Consider the following 16,092-nt stretch of genomic DNA (forward strand, 5'->3'; position numbering starts at 1 on the left):
CGGGTGTCGGTTTCCTGACTCACCCTTCCGACGCTACCTGCCCGGTGTGGGTTTCCGGCCACGATCTTCGTACGGTTCAGCGTCCGGCGTGCACGGCGTGCACGGCTACGAGCACCCGCACTTGCGCAGGCTCGTCGCGAGGGCGTCGATCGCGTCCCGGCCCGGTTGCTGGTCCGAGCCGTTCGACATGAACGCGAACACCAGCACCCGCCCGTCCTGGTCGAGGACCAGCCCGGCGAGCGCGTTGACGCCGGTCAGCGTGCCCGTCTTGGCCCGCACCCAGCCGCGGCCGGCCTGCGACGCCGGCGTCTCGAACCGCTTGTCCGCGAGCGTGCCGGAACCGCCCGCCACCGGGAGGCCGGCCAGCATCGCGCGCAGCTTGCCGGTGTTCGGGTTCTTGCCCTCCGGCGCCGCCGCGGCCGCCATCAGCTGGGTCAGCAGCTTCGCCGGGATCTTGTTCTCCGTCGAGATGCCGCTGCCGTCGGACAGCTTGACGCCGGTGGTGTCGAAGCCGTGGTCCTTGAGCACCTTGATGGTCGCCGCGGCACCGCCCGCGAAGGTCGCTTCCTGGCCCGTCGCCAGCGCGACCTGCCGGGCGAGCGCCTCGGCGAGGACGTCGTCGGACAGCTCCATCGTGTCCGAGACCAGCTCGGTCAGCGGCGCCGACTTGACCTCGGCGAGGACCTTCGCGTCCTTCGGCGCGGTCGCCTGGCCGGCCGCCGACGCGCTGAGCTTCGACGCGATCGTCCCCGCCAGCGCGCTGCCCGCGTTGGGCACGCGCTGCGAGGTGTTGTTCTTCGGGTCCAGGCGCCCGGCGTCGGCCATCACCGAGCCGATCTGGGTGGCGAACGTCGACGGCGCGTCGCCCGCGGCCCAGCCGGGCGCGGTCGTCGCACCCTTGAACAGGCCCAGGTCGACCTGCACCTTCTTGACGTTCGGGTTGGCCTTCTTCACCTGCGCGACGAGGTCGTCGACGTGCGCGGCACCGGGGTACAGCGGCGACTCGGTGCCCAGCGGCAGCGAGGTCAAGGTGACGTCACCGCCGCCGACCAGGATCACCGTGCCCGGGTCGGCGCCCTGGACGATCTTCGTCGACAGCCGCGTGTTCGGGTCGAGGGCCAGCAGCGCGGCCGCCGTCGTGAGCACCTTCGTCGTCGACGCGGGGGTCACCGCCGTCGCCGCGCTGTGGTCCCACAGCGTCGTGCCGGTCACCGGGTCGACGACGCTGCCGTTGAGCTGGCCGAGCGCGCTGTTCCCGGCCGGGCCGGCCAGCACGGACTTGACGCCGTTCGCGGTCGGCGCCTGGCCGGCCGTGTCCGGTCCGCGCAACTGGCGCGTCGCGGCGGCCGGGTCCGGGCTGTCGCCCTTCGGCGCGTTCGGCGCCCACGGCAGCCCGAGCCGGTTCGACACCTTCGGCATCGCGGCGGCGACCCCGCCGCCGGCCAGCAGCAGCACGACGACCGCGACGATGGCGATGATCTTGCCCTTGCGGCGCTTCTTCGGTGGCTCCTGCGCGGCCGCGGGCTCCGCCGGGGGCGGCGGCTCCGCGGGCGGCTCGGTGCGGGGCTGGGGCTGCTGCTGGAAGGCCCCGGGGAACTGGGTGGGCCGCTCGATCCCGACGGTCGCCTCGGCGTCGAACCGCTGCCCGTCCGGCTCGATCCGCATCGGCCGGGCCAGCGACCCGGCGGACGCCGACGGGACGACCCCGCGCGGCGGCTCCGGCGGCAGCCCGGCCCGCCGTTCGGCCGGCTCGGCGGTGCGCTCCGGTGCCTCGGCGGTGCGGTTCTCCGGCTCGTCGAGGCGCTGCGCCCACGGCGCGTCGGACCGCTGCTGCGGGGGCTCCTGGCGACGCTGGGCCTCCCCGCGCTTCAGCTGCTCTTCGCGGCGCTGCTGCTCCTCGCGCCAGAGCTGGAGCTCTTCGCGCCACGGCTGCGCTTCGGCCTTCTCGGACCGCGGCTCGTCGTGCCGGTCCCGCTGCTCGGCGGGCCAGACGTTGCGCTCCACCGGCACCACCGGCGTCTTCTGCGGCGCCATCTGCTGGGTGCTCTGGGTGTCCGCGGGCTTCGGCTCGGCCTCGATGTACTGGGTGCTCTCGGCCTTCTTGACCTCGATGAACTGGGTGCTCTCCGCGACCGGCGCCGGCTCGGCCTCGGCCGGCTCGGGCTCCGGCTCAGGCTTGGACTCCTGCTTCGGCTTCGGTTCGCGGGACCCGAGCCGGTCGGCGAGGTCCTGCTTCGCGGCGGGCGGCGAGGGCGGCGGTTCCTCCGCGGGCGCGTTCAGGCCCGGGACCGGTTCAGGCGCGACGTTCGGCGCGAACCACGATCCCTTCGGCGGCTCACTGCTTGTGACCTTCGGCACGCCGGGCCCGTCCGGAGCGCTCGCCGGCGGGTCGGGCAGCGCCATCGGCGTGGTCTCCCGCGCACCGGACGACGAGCCGTCTTCGTCCGACGACGGCCACATCGGCTGGTCGTTTTCCGGCACCCACCACTCCTTCTCACCTGCCCCGGAAGGGGCCAAGCTCACATGCCCCGGGGCCGACATCGATGCGACCCCGACGCAGGGCGTAGTCCACACTAGGAGACGTCAAGACAGTCATGAAGGTTGCCGCCCGCGACGCGTGGCATGCCGGGACCTATGAAGAAGCAGTGAGGACAGGCGTGGAGTTCGACGTCACGATCGAAATCCCCAAAGGGGAGCGCAACAAGTACGAGGTCGACCACAAGACCGGCCGCATCAAGCTGGACCGGACCCTGTTCACGGCCACGCAGTACCCGGCCGACTACGGCTTCATCGACGACACCCTCGGCCAGGACGGCGACCCGCTGGACGTGATGGTGCTCGTCCAGGAGCCCACCTTCCCGGGCTGCCTGATCCGCTGCCGCGCGATCGGCATGTTCCGGATGACCGACGAGAAGGGCCCGGACGACAAGGTCATCGCGGTCCCGTCGAACGACCCGCGCCTCGAGCACCTGCGCGACATCCACCACATGAACGAGTTCCACCGGCTGGAGATCCAGCACTTCTTCGAGGTCTACAAGGACCTCGAGCCCGGCAAGAGCGTCGAAGGCTCCTCCTGGGTCGGCCGCACCGAGGCCGAGAACGAGATCGCCCGCTCCTACGAGCGCGAGACCGACCGCCTGGCGAAGGAAAAAGCCGACGGCGGTCACTGAGCCCGCGAAAAGGCCCCTCGGGATTCCCGAGGGGGCCTTTTTTCACGCCGTCAGTGCGCCAAGGCGAGGGCCGGAGCGGCGTCCGACTCGGCCTCCGCGCGCTGCTCCATCGCCGACTTGTCCGAGAGCGGCTTCTCCTTGAGGAACCACACCAGAACGAACCCGACGGTCAGCACGATCCCGCCGACCAGGAACACCGTGCTCATCGACTCGGCGAAGCCCTGCAGGATCGGCCGGGCCAGCGTCGGGTCGAGCGTGGACAGGAACGACGTGTCGTTGACGTCCAGGCCACCCTTCATCTGCTGCGCGAACTCCGGGTGCTGCGCCAGCGCCGTCACGTAGGCCGGCGTGGTCATCGCCGAGCGGATGGCGTTCGCGATCCGGTCGCCGACCGTGCCGAACAGGATCGACAGGAACACCGCGGTGCCCGCCGTGCCGCCGATCTGCCGGAAGAACGTCGCCGCCGAGGTGGCGACGCCGATGTCCTGCGGACGGACGTCGTTGGTCGCGGCCAGCACCAGCGTCTGCATCGAGGCGCCGAGGCCCAGGCCGATCACGAAGGCGATGATCATGACCAGCGCCAGCGAAGTGTCGACGGTGATCGTGGACAGCGCGAACAGCGCCGCCGCCATCAGGCCGATCCCGGCCACCGCGAACATCTTGTAGCGCCCGGTCTTCGAGATGAGCCGGCCGCTGGTCAGGCTCGCGGACATGATGCCCAGCGTCAGCGGGAGCATCTGCAGGCCGGCCTGGGTCGGCGTCGCGCCCTTGACGATCTGCAGGTAGAGCGGCAGCGACATCATCGCGCCGAACATCCCGGCGCCCTGCACGACGGTGACGAGCGTCGACATCCGGAACACGGGCCGCTTGAACAGGCGCAGCGGCAGCAGGGCGGCGTCGCCCATCCGGCGTTCGATCCAGACGAACGCGGCCACGCCCAGCCCGCCGACGACGTACACGGCGATCGAAGCGGCGGAGCCCCAGCCCCACTCGCGGCCCTGCTCGGCGACGATCAGCAGCGGCACCAGACCGGTGGCCAGCGCGACGGCACCCCAGTAGTCGACCTTCTGGTCCACGCGGGTGTGCGGGAGGTTCAGCACCTTGGTGACGACGACCAGCGCGGCGAGCGCGATCGGGACGTTGACCAGGAAGACCCAGCGCCAGCCGGTGATGCCGGCGAAGGTGTCGATGCCGGCGAAGAACCCGCCGACGACCGGCCCGGCGACGCTCGAGATGCCGAACACCGCCATGAAGTAACCCTGGTACTTGCTGCGCTCACGCGGCGCGGTGATGTCGGTGATGATCGCCAGCGCCAGGGACATCAGGCCACCTGCACCGAGGCCTTGGAAGGCGCGGAACGCGGCGAGCTCGTACATCGACGTCGCCATGCCGCTGGCCAGCGAACCGACCAGGAACAGCGAAATCGCCGTCAGGTACATGGGCTTGCGGCCGTAGAGGTCGGACAGCTTGCCGTACAGCGGCGTCGAGAGCGTTGCGGTGATGAGGTACGCGGTGGTGGCCCAGGCCTGCAGAGACAGGCCGTGGAGCTCGTCGGCGATGGTGCGCATCGAGCTGGACACGATGGTCTGGTCGAGCGCGGCGAGGAACATGCCGAGCATCAGCCCGGACAGGACGGTCAGGATCTGGCGGTGGGACAGTTTGCCGTTCGTAGCGGCTGCTCCTTCCGCCGTGGTGGTGTCGCTCATGGTGGTCTCCCTCAGCCTTCGTGGTAGTTGCTTGTACCCGTCAACTACTTGTCTCGGCCAAGTATTCCCAGAGAGCTTGCATCGTGCAATCAAATTTTCTGTGAGCCCCGTCTCCACACCTCGGACGCACTGAAGGCCACCTCCGACCTGCGGAGATGGCCTTCAGTGAGCGAGGGTCAGGCCGAGTAGCCCGGGATCGGGAACGGGGCCAGGAACTCGCGGATCTCCGCGGCGATGGTGTCCAGCGCGGCCTCGTCGGACGCGGCCGCCGCGGTGATCGTGCGGTCGATCCACGCCGCCACCTCGACCTGGTGCTCCGGCCGCAGCCCGCGGGTCGTGATCGCGGACGTGCCGAGGCGGATGCCGGACGGGTCGAACGGCTTGCGCGGGTCGAACGGCACCGTGTTGTAGTTCAGCTCGATGCCCGCGCGGTCCAGTGCCTGCGCGGCCGGCTTGCCCGCCACGCCCTTGTTCGTCAGGTCGATCAGCAGCAGGTGGTTGTCGGTGCCGCCGGACACGAGGTCGTAGCCGCAGGCGAGCAACGCGTCGGCCAGCGAGCGGGCGTTCGCGACGACCGTGTGCGCGTAGTCGCTGAACGACGGCTGCTGCGCCTCCCCGAGCGCGACCGCGATCGCCGCGGTCGTGTGGTTGTGCGGGCCGCCCTGCAGGCCCGGGAACACCGCCTTGTCGACGGCCTTCGCGTGGTCGGCGTCGGACAGGATCATCGCGCCGCGCGGCCCGCGCAGCGTCTTGTGCGTCGTCGTCGTGATGACCTGCGCGTGCCCGACCGGCGACGGGTGCGCGCCGCCCGCGATCAGCCCGGCGATGTGCGCGATGTCGGCGACGAGCACCGCGTCGACCTCGCGCGCGATCTCGGCGAACGCCGGGAAGTCGATCGTGCGCGGGATCGCCGTGCCGCCGGCGAAGATCAGCTTCGGCCGGTGCTGGCGCGCGAGGTCGCGGACCTGGTCGAGGTCGACGCGGCCGGTCTCCTTCGCGACGCCGTAGCGCACGGGGTTGAACCACTTGCCCGTCGCGGAGACGCTCCAGCCGTGCGTGAGGTGGCCGCCGTCCGGCAGCGCCATCCCGAGCACGGTGTCGCCCGGCTGCGCGAACGCCAGGTAGACGGCCAGGTTCGCCGGAGACCCGGAGTACGGCTGGACGTTCGCGTGGTCGGCGCCGAAGACGGCCTTCGCGCGCTCGATGGCCAGCTGCTCGATCTGGTCGATGAACTGCTGGCCCTCGTAGTAGCGCTTGCCCGCGTACCCCTCGGAGTACTTGTTGGTGAGCACGGTGCCGGTCGCCTCGAGCACGGCCTGCGAGACGTAGTTCTCCGACGCGATCAGGCGGATCTTGTCGTGCTGGCGCTTCGCTTCGTCCTCGACGAGCCCGGCGATGGCGGGGTCGGCGGCGGCGAGTGCGTTCAGTTTCGGCTGGTGTGTCATGGCGTACTCCGGCTCTGGAGTGGCCTTCACCCAGGCGCGCGGTGCCGGCCTCGTGGTTCGCTTCCCGGTGGTGCTCCACCTCGATGGCGCCAGTCGCTGCTGCGCGTAAGAGCCTAGTCCACCGCGCTCGAGCCTCGACGGTGTTCGGCGCACCACTTGCGGGTGCACCCCGAAGTGCGGTCGCAGAACGGCCGGCCGCAGGTCGCGCAGCGCTTGACCCGCCGCCAGCCGCCGACCGTGACGAGCTCGGCGAGGCCCGCGGCACCGGCCGCCAGCTCGCTTTCACCGGCTCGCGGCGTCACGTAGACGATCCGCCAGGCCGCGCCCGTGTCGACGAGCCGCGGCCGCGCCCCGGCCTCCGCCAGCACGGCGTTGAGGCGGCGCGCGGCCGCGGGTTCGTCAGGCAGCTGCGCGACGATCCCGCACAGCTGCGGGTTTCCCTTGCGCAGCAAGCGTTCCGCCACCCCGAGCTCGGGGTCCAGCGCGCGGAACGGCGGCACGACCGCGTGCTTGCGCACCTCAGTCGACGACCACGACGCCCATGGACCGGGCCGTGCCCGCGATCGTGCGCATCGCCATCTCGACGTCCGAGGTGTTGAGGTCCGGCAGCTTGCGCTCGGCGATCTCACGCAGTTGCGCGACCGTGAGCTTCCCCGCGACCTCGTGCCCGGGTCGCGAAGAACCCTTGTCCCCCAGCGCTTTCTTGATGAGGAACGACGTCGGGGGCGTCTTGAGCCGCAGCGCGAACGAGCGGTCCTCGAACACCGAGACGACCACCGGCACGATGTCGCCGCGCTGGGCCGCCGTCGCCGCGTCGTAGGCCTTCTTGATCTCGACGAGGTTGACCCCGGTCTGCCCCAGCATCTTGCCGAGGTCGACGACCGGGGCGTTGCCCGCGCTGAGTTCGAGGGTGACCTGGTGGGTGAGTTTCTTCGGAGCCATGCCCCGAAGCTAGGGTCTCCAGTTACTGGAGGGTCAACTTCAATCCAGGGGCTCGATGCCGGCCTTGTGGCGCTTCGCCAAGTCCTGGTAGACGGGCGCGTTGTGCTCCACCCACAGCCGTGCGGAGTCGGTCAGCGGGACGAACTTCTTCGCCGGGCTGCCCATCGCGACCACCTCGGACGGCACCTCGGTACCCGGCGTCACCGTGGCGCCGGCCGCGACCAGGGTCCGCGCGCCGATCTTGGCGTCGTCCAGGACGGTCGAGCCGTTGCCGATCAGGGCCTGCTCGCCGACCGTGCAGTCGTGCACCAGGCACTGGTGGCCGACGGTGGCGTTCTTGCCGATCTCGCACACCTTGCCGATGTTGACGTGCACGACCGAGTTGTCCTGGATGTTCGCGCCCTCGCGGACGATGATCTTGCCGAAATCGGCGCGCAGCACGGCGCCGTACCAGACCGAGGCGTCCTTCTCGACGACGACGTCGCCGATGAGGGTGGCGGTGGGGGCGATGAAGGCGTCCGGGTGGACCTGCGGGCTGCGCCCTTCGAACGAGAACTGAGGCATGCCCAGACCCTAAACCGCCCCACCTGCCTCAGCCCGTGATCGCCGCGTTGATCAGGATGTCGACGGCCTGGTCGTTGCGCGTGGTCTGGGGCACGATCTGGGTGTCCCGCGGGTAGAAGCCGGGGCTGCTGCCCTTCGGGTACATCTCGAACGTGAAGCTCCAGATCTTGTGCGTCGCCCACATCCAGTCGTTGACGCTGCCGTCGGTGATGTAGAGGTCGCTGGACTGCTCCGGCGTGTAGCCGTTGGTCGCCGCCATCTGCCTGCCGAGCGTCTGGAACTTCTGCGCCTCGGCCACGGTCATGCCCGGCGCGGTGTCGGCGTAGGTGTAGCCGAACGGCCAGAGCACCAGCTCGGAGTAGGTGTGGAAGTCGATGTGCGTCTTGATCTGCTGGACGCCGCCGACGACCCGCGAGTTCACCCAGTTCGAGACGGCCCGGGTCTCGGGCGCGGAGAACGCCGCCGTGCCGCGGTAGGTCTCGCTGGACGTCGAGCCCGAGGAACCGCCGCAGCAGCCCCACTTGTAGCCCCAGTTGCGGTTGGTGTCGGTGCCGGGACCCTGGCGGTTCTTGCGCCAGCTGTGGAACGTGCCGCCGGAGATGTCGTACTCGGAGCCGTCCGGGTTGACGCTCGGGATGACCCAGATCTCCGTGCTGTCGACCAGCCGCTTGATCGCGGGGTCCGTCGCGTACCCGCTGGTCAGCCGCTGGACGATGTGCAGGCACATCTCGGTGGTGAGGTGCTCGCGCGCGTGCTGGTTGCAGGTGAAGAGCACCTCGGGCTCGTTCTCGTCCGTCGCGGCGTTGTCGGAGATCTTGATCAGCGACAACGCACGGCCTTCGTACGACGTCCCGGCGCTGCCCAGCTTCGTCAGCGACGGGTAGTTCGCGACGGTCTTCTGCAGCTCGGTCTGGGTTTCGGCGTAGGTGTGGTAGCCGGTGTAGCCGGCCGGGAAGTCCTCGACGGTCGCCGCGGTCTGCGGCCGGTTGACCGCGCCGAGCGCCTTGACGCCGAAGCCGAGCGCGCGCAGCTGGGCGGCTTCGGCCGGGTTGGCGATGACGGTCGTCGTCGCGCCTTCGACGTCGAGGATGTCGGCGCCGGTCCTCGCGACCTCGGTGCGCTGCTGGGCCGTGCCGGTGCCCGTCACCTCGTAGACCTGGGGTCCGGTGGGCTGGGCGGCACCGGCCTGACCGCCGGTGGTGAGCATCAAGAGGGCGGCCGCGGCCGCCGCCAGGCACGTTCGTGGACGCATCACGTCTCCTGCTCTCGGGGGTTCCCCGAGCGTGGCCGGAGCCGGACGTAGTGCGCAATCCGTGCGTCTACGGATCTAAAGGGCGTTGCTAGCCGTAGTTGGCGAAGCAGAGCGCCTCGATGTCGCCGCGCAGCGCGGCGAACGGCCGCGGGCGCACCCGCTGCTGGACGACCGTGCCGAGCAGGTACGACAGGAGCGCGCGGGCCCGCGCCCGCGGGTCGTCGACGTCCAGCGGGGCGAGCAGCTCGGCCATGAGCTCGGTGAGCGACGTGAGCATGGCGTCGATGGCCTGCGGGTGCTGCGCGCGGCCGGCGGCGATCCAGTACTCGAACCAGAGAAACGCCGCATTGGGGTTGGCGGCGAACACGCTCAGGTACTCCTCGAGGACGGCGAAGAGGCGCTTGCGCGGGTCGCTGTGCTTCGCGGCGACTTCGCGCAGTCCCGCGGCGAAGGCGGTGATGTGCGCGGCCATGGCGCGGTCGATGAGGACGTCGATGTCGGCGAAGTAGTAGTGGATCGCGCTCTTGGTGAGCGGGCCGGCGTCGGCGATGGCCCGGACGGTGCACCCGGCGAGGCCGTCGCGGGCGAGGACGATCCGCGCGGCCTCGACGATCTGCTCCTGCTTGGCCAACTGGTTCGGGGAGAGCCGGTCGCTGCGACCGGGGACTGCGCTCACGGTGATTCTCATTACCTTCTGACTGGACGGCAGCCCCGAATCCTAGGGCAGACGTCCCGCGGATGACCTTCGGGTGAAAAACCGGATTGGCCACCCCGGTCTACGCAGCGGACAATGCCCGGCATGGTGATCTCAGGGGACAAGGGGCTCAGCTCGGCAGCGCGCAGCCAGCTGGAGAAGGAAATCGCGAACCTGCGCGCGCAGCGGGAAGCCCTCGCGCCGCAACCCGGCGAGCAGGAGCGCACCGGTGACGCGGCGGACCAGGCGGACGTGATCGACCGCGCGGAGGCGGCGGCCCGGCTCGACCGCCAGATCGCGGACCTGGCCGCGAAGATGGAGCACGGCGGCTACGGCAACTCCCAGCTCCCCGACGGCACGGTGGTGACCCTCCGCTTCTCGGACGGCGACGAAGAGACGTTCCAGGTGGTGACGGTCCCAGGCGAAGACGCGGACGCGATCACCTCGGACAGCCCGTTGGGCTTGGCCCTGGTAGGGCGCAAGGCAGGCGACGAGATCACCTACCGAACCCCCCGAGGCGACGCGAAGGCCACCGTGGTCAAGGTGACGCCCCCGAAGTAACCCCTGTCATCCCGAAGGCCCCCAGCCACAAGCTGGGGGCCTTCGCCATCCCAACTTTGACCCGTAAGGGTGGTTCCCCAAAACAAAAATGGCAGCCGAAGGCCCAACTCGAGCGGGGCGAGGGGGCCGGGGGCGAAGCCCTCCGGGCGGGGTGCGGGGCGGAGCCCCGCAAGATACGCGAAGGCAAGAAAAAGGCCCCCGCCCTCAGGGGGCAGGGCATCCCACTTGACTGAGCCGCCTGGGGGAATCGAACCCCCGACCTATTCATTACGAGAACTACATACAGTGGCAAAACCAACTTCTAGCAGGCACTTTGCTGAACAAGTCATGGACCTAAAGGCCCTGCAGATACCCCGGAGCACCCCAGTTCGGTCCACAATCTGGTCCATGAAATTTCTGGCATCAAGCTCGGCGTGTCGTGCCAACGGGCATGTCGGACGGTTACCGACTGTGACAGTTTGCGACTTCGCCTAGGCTTGCACTGAGTCTGCCCGCCCTCCTCTCACGACCGATCCGGCCTCCAGGAGCACGAGCCGGACCCTCTGGACTCTGCGCTCCCGGATGGTCGGGCTGGGAATCGGCGAGGGTTCCAGGTATTGCCCACGTGTCCCCACCGACCGAACCTGAAGGGAAGAGCTAGTGCGGTGGCCAGTAACGATCACCGGGTTCGTGACACGCCGGGTGGGGTGCGTGACTTCAGAAGCGGTGCGGCGCAGGGTTGACGTGCCAAGTCGGGATGAGACGCGTTCGTGGACGGTGGCAGCCTCAACGGAGCCCAGTCGTTCGAGCCGGCGCGAGTGCTCGTTGTATCAGTAGTCGGGAAGGATCTTGCGGCGCAGGTCCGCCATCACCTCGGGACCGACGACCTCGCGCGTAGAGTTCAGCAGCTGCCTGCACAGCTCCTTGACCTTGGCAAGATCCCCCCTGGCCGCCGCGATCTCGGCCCGGACGACCGGTACCTGGTGCGGCTCCAGCGGCTTGCTGATGTCCCCTAGGTTCGCAACCCGCACAGCACGCATGCTGTCGGCTGTATCCGCCAGCTCGTCGCGGTCGCTTCGCGAGCCGTGGTCCAGAACGCGTTCCAGCGTGCCGCCCGGCAGGAAGAACAACGTGGTAGTGGAGAGCGAGCTGCTCTCGGCCCGATGCGCCCACCTGCCCAACATGCCGCCTTTGCGGTGTACGAACGGGTACAGCTCCAGAAGGATGTCCGCGTCGACGGTCATCAGGAAGTAGACGCCGGTTTCCAGCCACTCCCGCATGGACTCGACCCTGTCAGCCTGCACCGTGAGCAGGCCCGTGAACTCGTCCGCGTCCACCGGCTCACCGTCGGTGGCCCTCTCGGCCAGCATCAGAAGCCGCTCGCCGCGCACGCACAGGCGCTGCAGATCCGTGGCAGTCCTGATCAGCACGTCGGCTACCTGGATGTCCTTGGACCTGCGCTGAGCCGACACGAAGAGGCTGCCGAGCTTGGAAAGAATCTCGGCCAGCTGGCTCAACATCGCGAACATGACCACCAGTATGCCGTGCCGGGCTCACCCCACCCGGCGTGTCACGAACCCGGTGATCGTTACTGGTTACCGCACTAGCTGGAATGTCGCCAGAAGATCGTCGACTCAGGTGGACCGAATTGGGATTCGCATTCGCGGTGCAGAAACGGGTGGACGGAACGTGGTCGGCCGGATGGCGCCCGCCGGATGGATGGCGGGACGCTATGCCCGAAGTGGGCTGAATGGTACGACAGGAGCGTCGATAGCGGCGAGAAGATAGGGATAAGTGAGCTAATTATTCAAAAGAAGCTTTGAGGACACTGGGACGCCAACCATCAAAATTGTGACTTTGGCAGCTTCCGACGCCACGCAGACCGCATCTTCAGTCAGGCTTCAGGTGGCTACTGAAGCCTGCTCTCACGTGGCAAAACTCGATCACGTGTCACATCTTCTGACGTGACCCGTTTGTCCTATATGTGTAAGCTTTCATGTGTTGTACGTTGATTCCTGTCTGGGACCTTCACTCGAACGGCCGATGACGCTTTGATCGACTAGTGGTTAATTCGACATAGTACGTGAATCTTCTCTGCAGGTTCCGCACTTGGGGGGACGGGGGCGTGGTCAGTGCTCGACAAGGGATTCACAGTTCGTTAGCCCTGTCGAGAATGCCTGGTCATACACGGCTCAACTTCCATTGCTTCACGGTAGTTGCAATGATTGCGCGTTTCGGATTCCGCCGGCACCACTTGGAAAATTCCGCGATTTGAGGCGTTTACGACCCCTGCAAATTCTTTTACATGTCGATTTGGGGAGATGATATGAGAAGAACGCGTAAGTGCGCTGCATCGCTTACGGCAACCGTCATACTTTCAGTGGGGTTGACTGCCGCTGCTCCCGCAATCGCGTCAGGATCCTATCGGTTCGCATCCGGCGAGAAACTGGGGCCGCCATCGACTTCTTTCAATGATGGCCAATTGGGTGAAATCGCCGATGCGCTTGGAGATCAAGGTCGCCACGCCTTCAGTGACGTTTTCAGTAATGTCACTGTTGACTCTCATGCAAATCGGGTAACCCTCTATGCTACTGACGTTTCCCGTGGTGAAAAGATGGTTGAAGTCGCGAAAGCTAGCCACCCGAGTGTCGACTTCGGCCGAGTTAAACTGACGAAGGCGCTGTATGACAAGAGGTCCATTGATGAGAAGCTTCAAAAAATAGTTACCTCCGCTGCTAAGAGTCCTGGTGACTTATCTGTGTATTCGGCCGCAGCTGCTATTGATGGATCTGGAATCATTGTAACGGCAAATCCTGGAACACTGAACCAGGCTCATGCGCTTGCGACCGCATCGTCGGACGGAATTCCGGTGAGCGTGACCGAAGGCCCGCCGATCGCGGCTACCGAATGGCGTTGGAACGACGATGCGCCGTTTATCGGAGGAGACGTTCTGATCGGTGCATCTCGCGTTCCGGGGACCGCCGATCAGTGCACCGCGGGCATGGCGGCTGAAGACTCGGCTGGCACAGACTATCTGATTACATCTGCGCACTGCTACGCCAACGTTGACGTCTATGGTGACGGCGCTCCGGTCGGTGACCTCAGTCACTATGCTTGGGGTCACTATATTGGACATGTGGTTACCGATGTGATAGAGCCGTGGGACGCCGCTTTGATAAATACGGGAAAATCCAATGGTCAGGGCTCTAATTCTGATGAAGCAGACACGCCATACGGAAATTGGATCCCTGTCGACTCGGCGGCCTACTCTTACGTCGGTGAAAGCGTCTGTCAGGACGGAGCGCGCTCATACTATACTGGCCACGGCGTGCCGTGCGGAATCGCAGTCAGCAACGCGGACCTTTGGTTTAACATGAAATACGACAACGGCGCCGTTGCCAGCTGCCATGGCGTACAAGGAGTCTCCACCGGTTGGGCTTTAACCCAGGGTGACTCGGGCGGACTAGTCTTCCACATCCAGGGGAGCACCAGGCAAGCGCGAGGCCTGGTCGCAGCCAGCTCGGGCAACAGCGTGATGTACTGGACAGAAGCTCCGGACATTCTCGACAGTCTGGGTGTGCATTTGAACCCCCATCAGTAGGCTGAGTTGTTGTAACATCGGTAGGCGTCTCCAACTTCGGGGACGCCTACCGTGCGGTCTGCCTTGTGATGCCGAAGGATGACAACCATGCGTGTTCTGCCTCGCGCTTTCGCGGTCGCGACCGTCGGGGCGCTTCTAGTCGGTCTGTGTAGTTGCGGCGCGAAACTCTCGGACATGGGGGGTGTGGTTGGCGCGTCGCCACAGCCGAGTCAGGTCTTCCAACACCGTTCGTTGGAATGCGGCGGCGAGGTAGCGAGTCCCGCGGTACCCAGTAAACCGAGCGATATCATCCAGTTGACCGTCACCAACGTGCGCCGAGCGCCGACAGCGGTTACGGCAAGTTATTCAGTCTCAGCGCCAGATCGGTCAACCTATCTGACTTTGCCGATTGGTCCAACGCCGCTGACTATTCTCCTTCTTCGCAATGGGAGGATTGTGGGCCGACAGCAGCCTGTAAAATCCGATGGTACCGTCGACGGTGGTGCTGCCCAAGAATACAATGTCGGCGCTAAGCCGTGGACGGGGGAACTGACTGTTGATCAGCTCTGTCCCGGAGTCACGTGGACTGAAGTTGGAGCCAATCCCGACAAGTATTCGCTTGAAATCCTCATGTCGCAGCAGCCGGGTGGTGGTCCGCAGACCGCGCCGCCGCCAGCATACTTGGCTGATCCTCTAACGATCGCGACTGCGACTATCTAATTCGCGAGTTCCCCGCAACGACGGAGAACCTCTCCGCTCTAATGGCGGAGAGGTTCTCCGTCGCTGGCAGGTGCTACCGGGCTGACCGCCGTCGATACAGCACGTCGCACGCTGCGGTGTTCCTGTCTGCCGCCTCCTGAATATCCGCGCCGTCGACGGCGACCCACAACGCGCCGTCCGAATCGACTGTCAGCGCCACCGACAAGCGGGCTGCCGCCATGTCGGCACCGTTAAGGACGGCTGGCGCCGGACCGTCTACAGCGCGTTCAGACAGTCCTACGGTGGTGCCCTGCGGGGTACGCCGGGCCCGGGCGGTGCCGGACAGGTCTCCGCTGCCCGCAGAACCCCGGTTTCGGCCCGGTTTCCGATCCCGCCGGCCATTGGCCCCTGGCGTCCCTGAAGGCGGGTTCGCCCAGGTCAGAGCAGGGACTTTCAGTCAGGAACTCGTCAGGTGGTCCCTGCCGGGTCCCTGTTCGCATCCCTGACGTCTGCGCCCCAGACGCCGTCGTCGACGCGGTTGCGGTTGGCGAGTGCGGCGGCCACGTCGTCGGCGCGGATCACCCTGTTCCCGTCCGACTTGACCGGCCCGATCCCGTGGGAAGCGAGCGCGGCCGTCAGGTCGCGGAACGTCCACTCCGCGTACTCGCTGGGATCGTGCCGAGCCAACCGGGTCAGGACCACCTGAGTCCGAACCCGCTTCGCACCCTCTAGCGCCGCCGCCACGTCGGCCAGGTGGTCAGCCACGACCGGCGCCCGGCTGAATGAGCTAACGTCACGAGGTCGGTACGATCCGCACATTCCCACGAACGGAAGGACACCCCATGGCTGACTCGTCGGACCTCGGCGTCGAGCGGACGCTTGTCCTGCTCAAGCCTGACGCCCTTGTTCGCGGACTGGCGGGCCGCATCCTGACGCGCTTCGAAGACGCTGCCTTGAAGATCGTCGGCGTCAAGATGAAGCACATGGACGCCGAATTCACGCGCAAGCACTACTTCGACCTCGAAGAGCGCGCCGGAGCCGAGATCTACAACACGACGGCCGTCTTCATGCAGTCCGGACCGGTCATCGCGCTCGCCCTTGAAGGTGTCGACGCCGTCGCCAAGGTCCGGAAGATCATCGGCGGCACCTTCCCAAGCGACGCCGCGCCGGGCACCGTGCGAGGCGACTACGCCCACCAGACCAAGGCATCGTCCGAGGTGAGCGGCAAGGCTGTGATGAACCTCGTGCACGCGTCCGGCAACTCGGAGGAAGCCAAGTACGAGGTCGAGCTTTGGTTCGACGCGGCCGAACAGTTCGAGTACGAGACTCTCGCGGAGAAGCTCGCCTACTGAGGATGGTCACCGGCATGGCAGGAGAGACGGAGCAGACTGCCTCGCTAGAGGAACTTCAGACCGCGTTCGATGCCGAGTTCGTGACCGACAAGCGAGCTGCAGCAGAAACCGCCTACGCTCTGGCATTCCGATACCGCAACGAGGACAT

Annotated in this window: 14 protein-coding genes; 4 read left to right on the plus strand and 10 right to left on the minus strand. The window is 67.0% G+C overall.

Annotation, left to right across the window (positions count from 1 at the left end):
• Positions 1-105: 105 nt before the first annotated feature.
• Positions 106-2,481, minus strand: coding sequence for a D-alanyl-D-alanine carboxypeptidase/D-alanyl-D-alanine endopeptidase (gene dacB, locus ACZ7OH_RS14000; protein ID WP_470281149.1), 2,376 nt, complete (start codon positions 2,479-2,481; stop codon positions 106-108).
• Between the two features lie 176 nt (positions 2,482-2,657).
• On the opposite strand from dacB, the gene ACZ7OH_RS14005 reads away from it, so the two are divergent.
• Entirely contained in the window at positions 2,658-3,170 is a 513-nt protein-coding gene (locus ACZ7OH_RS14005; RefSeq protein ID WP_400897538.1) for an inorganic diphosphatase, read from the plus strand.
• Between the two features lie 50 nt (positions 3,171-3,220).
• Here the strand turns inward: ACZ7OH_RS14005 and ACZ7OH_RS14010 are convergent, their stop codons facing one another.
• The 7 genes from ACZ7OH_RS14010 to ACZ7OH_RS14040 form a co-directional block, all read right to left on the minus strand.
• Entirely contained in the window at positions 3,221-4,876 is a 1,656-nt protein-coding gene (locus tag ACZ7OH_RS14010; protein ID WP_470281150.1) for an MDR family MFS transporter, read from the minus strand.
• Positions 4,877-5,052: 176 nt separating this feature from the next.
• On the minus strand, positions 5,053-6,321 hold the full coding sequence (locus tag ACZ7OH_RS14015) for a serine hydroxymethyltransferase (protein ID WP_400896308.1): 1,269 nt from the start codon (positions 6,319-6,321) through the stop codon (positions 5,053-5,055).
• Between the two features lie 113 nt (positions 6,322-6,434).
• Positions 6,435-6,839 (minus strand): hypothetical protein, encoded by a 405-nt coding sequence (locus ACZ7OH_RS14020; protein WP_400896310.1) that lies wholly within the window; start codon positions 6,837-6,839, stop codon positions 6,435-6,437.
• 1 nt (position 6,840) lies between these two features.
• The gene (gene rplK, locus ACZ7OH_RS14025; RefSeq protein ID WP_470281151.1) at positions 6,841-7,263 is read right to left on the minus strand and encodes a 50S ribosomal protein L11; all 423 of its coding nucleotides are present in this window, start codon (positions 7,261-7,263) and stop codon (positions 6,841-6,843) included.
• Positions 7,264-7,302: 39 nt separating this feature from the next.
• Entirely contained in the window at positions 7,303-7,827 is a 525-nt protein-coding gene (locus ACZ7OH_RS14030; RefSeq protein WP_400896314.1) for a gamma carbonic anhydrase family protein, read from the minus strand.
• A gap of 28 nt (positions 7,828-7,855) precedes the next feature.
• Positions 7,856-9,061: a M14 family metallopeptidase gene (locus tag ACZ7OH_RS14035; protein ID WP_470281447.1), complete on the minus strand. Its 1,206-nt coding sequence runs from the start codon at positions 9,059-9,061 to the stop codon at positions 7,856-7,858.
• Between the two features lie 106 nt (positions 9,062-9,167).
• Positions 9,168-9,755, minus strand: a complete 588-nt coding sequence (locus tag ACZ7OH_RS14040) for a TetR/AcrR family transcriptional regulator (protein ID WP_400896316.1) — start codon at positions 9,753-9,755, stop codon at positions 9,168-9,170.
• 123 nt (positions 9,756-9,878) lie between these two features.
• Between ACZ7OH_RS14040 and ACZ7OH_RS14045 the strand changes: the two genes are divergently transcribed.
• The gene (locus ACZ7OH_RS14045) at positions 9,879-10,334 is read left to right on the plus strand and encodes a GreA/GreB family elongation factor (protein WP_400896318.1); all 456 of its coding nucleotides are present in this window, start codon (positions 9,879-9,881) and stop codon (positions 10,332-10,334) included.
• 809 nt (positions 10,335-11,143) lie between these two features.
• Here ACZ7OH_RS14045 and ACZ7OH_RS14050 read toward each other — a convergent pair.
• Complete coding sequence (locus ACZ7OH_RS14050) at positions 11,144-11,842, minus strand: hypothetical protein (RefSeq protein WP_470281152.1); 699 nt, start codon at positions 11,840-11,842, stop codon at positions 11,144-11,146.
• A gap of 953 nt (positions 11,843-12,795) precedes the next feature.
• Here ACZ7OH_RS14050 and ACZ7OH_RS14055 point away from each other — a divergent pair.
• Positions 12,796-13,914: a chymotrypsin family serine protease gene (locus ACZ7OH_RS14055; RefSeq protein ID WP_470281153.1), complete on the plus strand. Its 1,119-nt coding sequence runs from the start codon at positions 12,796-12,798 to the stop codon at positions 13,912-13,914.
• 1,146 nt (positions 13,915-15,060) lie between these two features.
• Here ACZ7OH_RS14055 and ACZ7OH_RS14060 read toward each other — a convergent pair.
• The gene (locus ACZ7OH_RS14060) at positions 15,061-15,357 is read right to left on the minus strand and encodes a hypothetical protein (protein ID WP_470281154.1); all 297 of its coding nucleotides are present in this window, start codon (positions 15,355-15,357) and stop codon (positions 15,061-15,063) included.
• Positions 15,358-15,434: 77 nt separating this feature from the next.
• On the opposite strand from ACZ7OH_RS14060, the gene ACZ7OH_RS14065 reads away from it, so the two are divergent.
• Positions 15,435-15,944 carry a nucleoside-diphosphate kinase gene (locus ACZ7OH_RS14065; RefSeq protein WP_470281155.1) on the plus strand — a complete coding sequence of 170 codons (510 nt, stop codon included), beginning with the start codon at positions 15,435-15,437 and terminating at the stop codon, positions 15,942-15,944.
• Positions 15,945-16,092: the final 148 nt, after the last annotated feature.

The organism is Amycolatopsis sp. NPDC114478, assembly GCF_055633805.1.

Bases quoted from the DNA above. Each gene is read 5' to 3' on its own strand.
- ACZ7OH_RS14010 (WP_470281150.1), bottom strand. From the start codon at position 4,876: ATGAGCGACACCACCACGGCGGAAGGAGCAGCCGCTACGAACGGCAAA.
- ACZ7OH_RS14015 (WP_400896308.1), bottom strand. From the start codon at position 6,321: ATGACACACCAGCCGAAACTGAACGCACTCGCCGCCGCCGACCCCGCC.
- rplK (WP_470281151.1), bottom strand. From the start codon at position 7,263: ATGGCTCCGAAGAAACTCACCCACCAGGTCACCCTCGAACTCAGCGCG.
- ACZ7OH_RS14030 (WP_400896314.1), bottom strand. From the start codon at position 7,827: ATGCCTCAGTTCTCGTTCGAAGGGCGCAGCCCGCAGGTCCACCCGGAC.
- ACZ7OH_RS14045 (WP_400896318.1), top strand. From the start codon at position 9,879: ATGGTGATCTCAGGGGACAAGGGGCTCAGCTCGGCAGCGCGCAGCCAG.
- ACZ7OH_RS14050 (WP_470281152.1), bottom strand. From the start codon at position 11,842: ATGTTCGCGATGTTGAGCCAGCTGGCCGAGATTCTTTCCAAGCTCGGC.
- ACZ7OH_RS14065 (WP_470281155.1), top strand. From the start codon at position 15,435: ATGGCTGACTCGTCGGACCTCGGCGTCGAGCGGACGCTTGTCCTGCTC.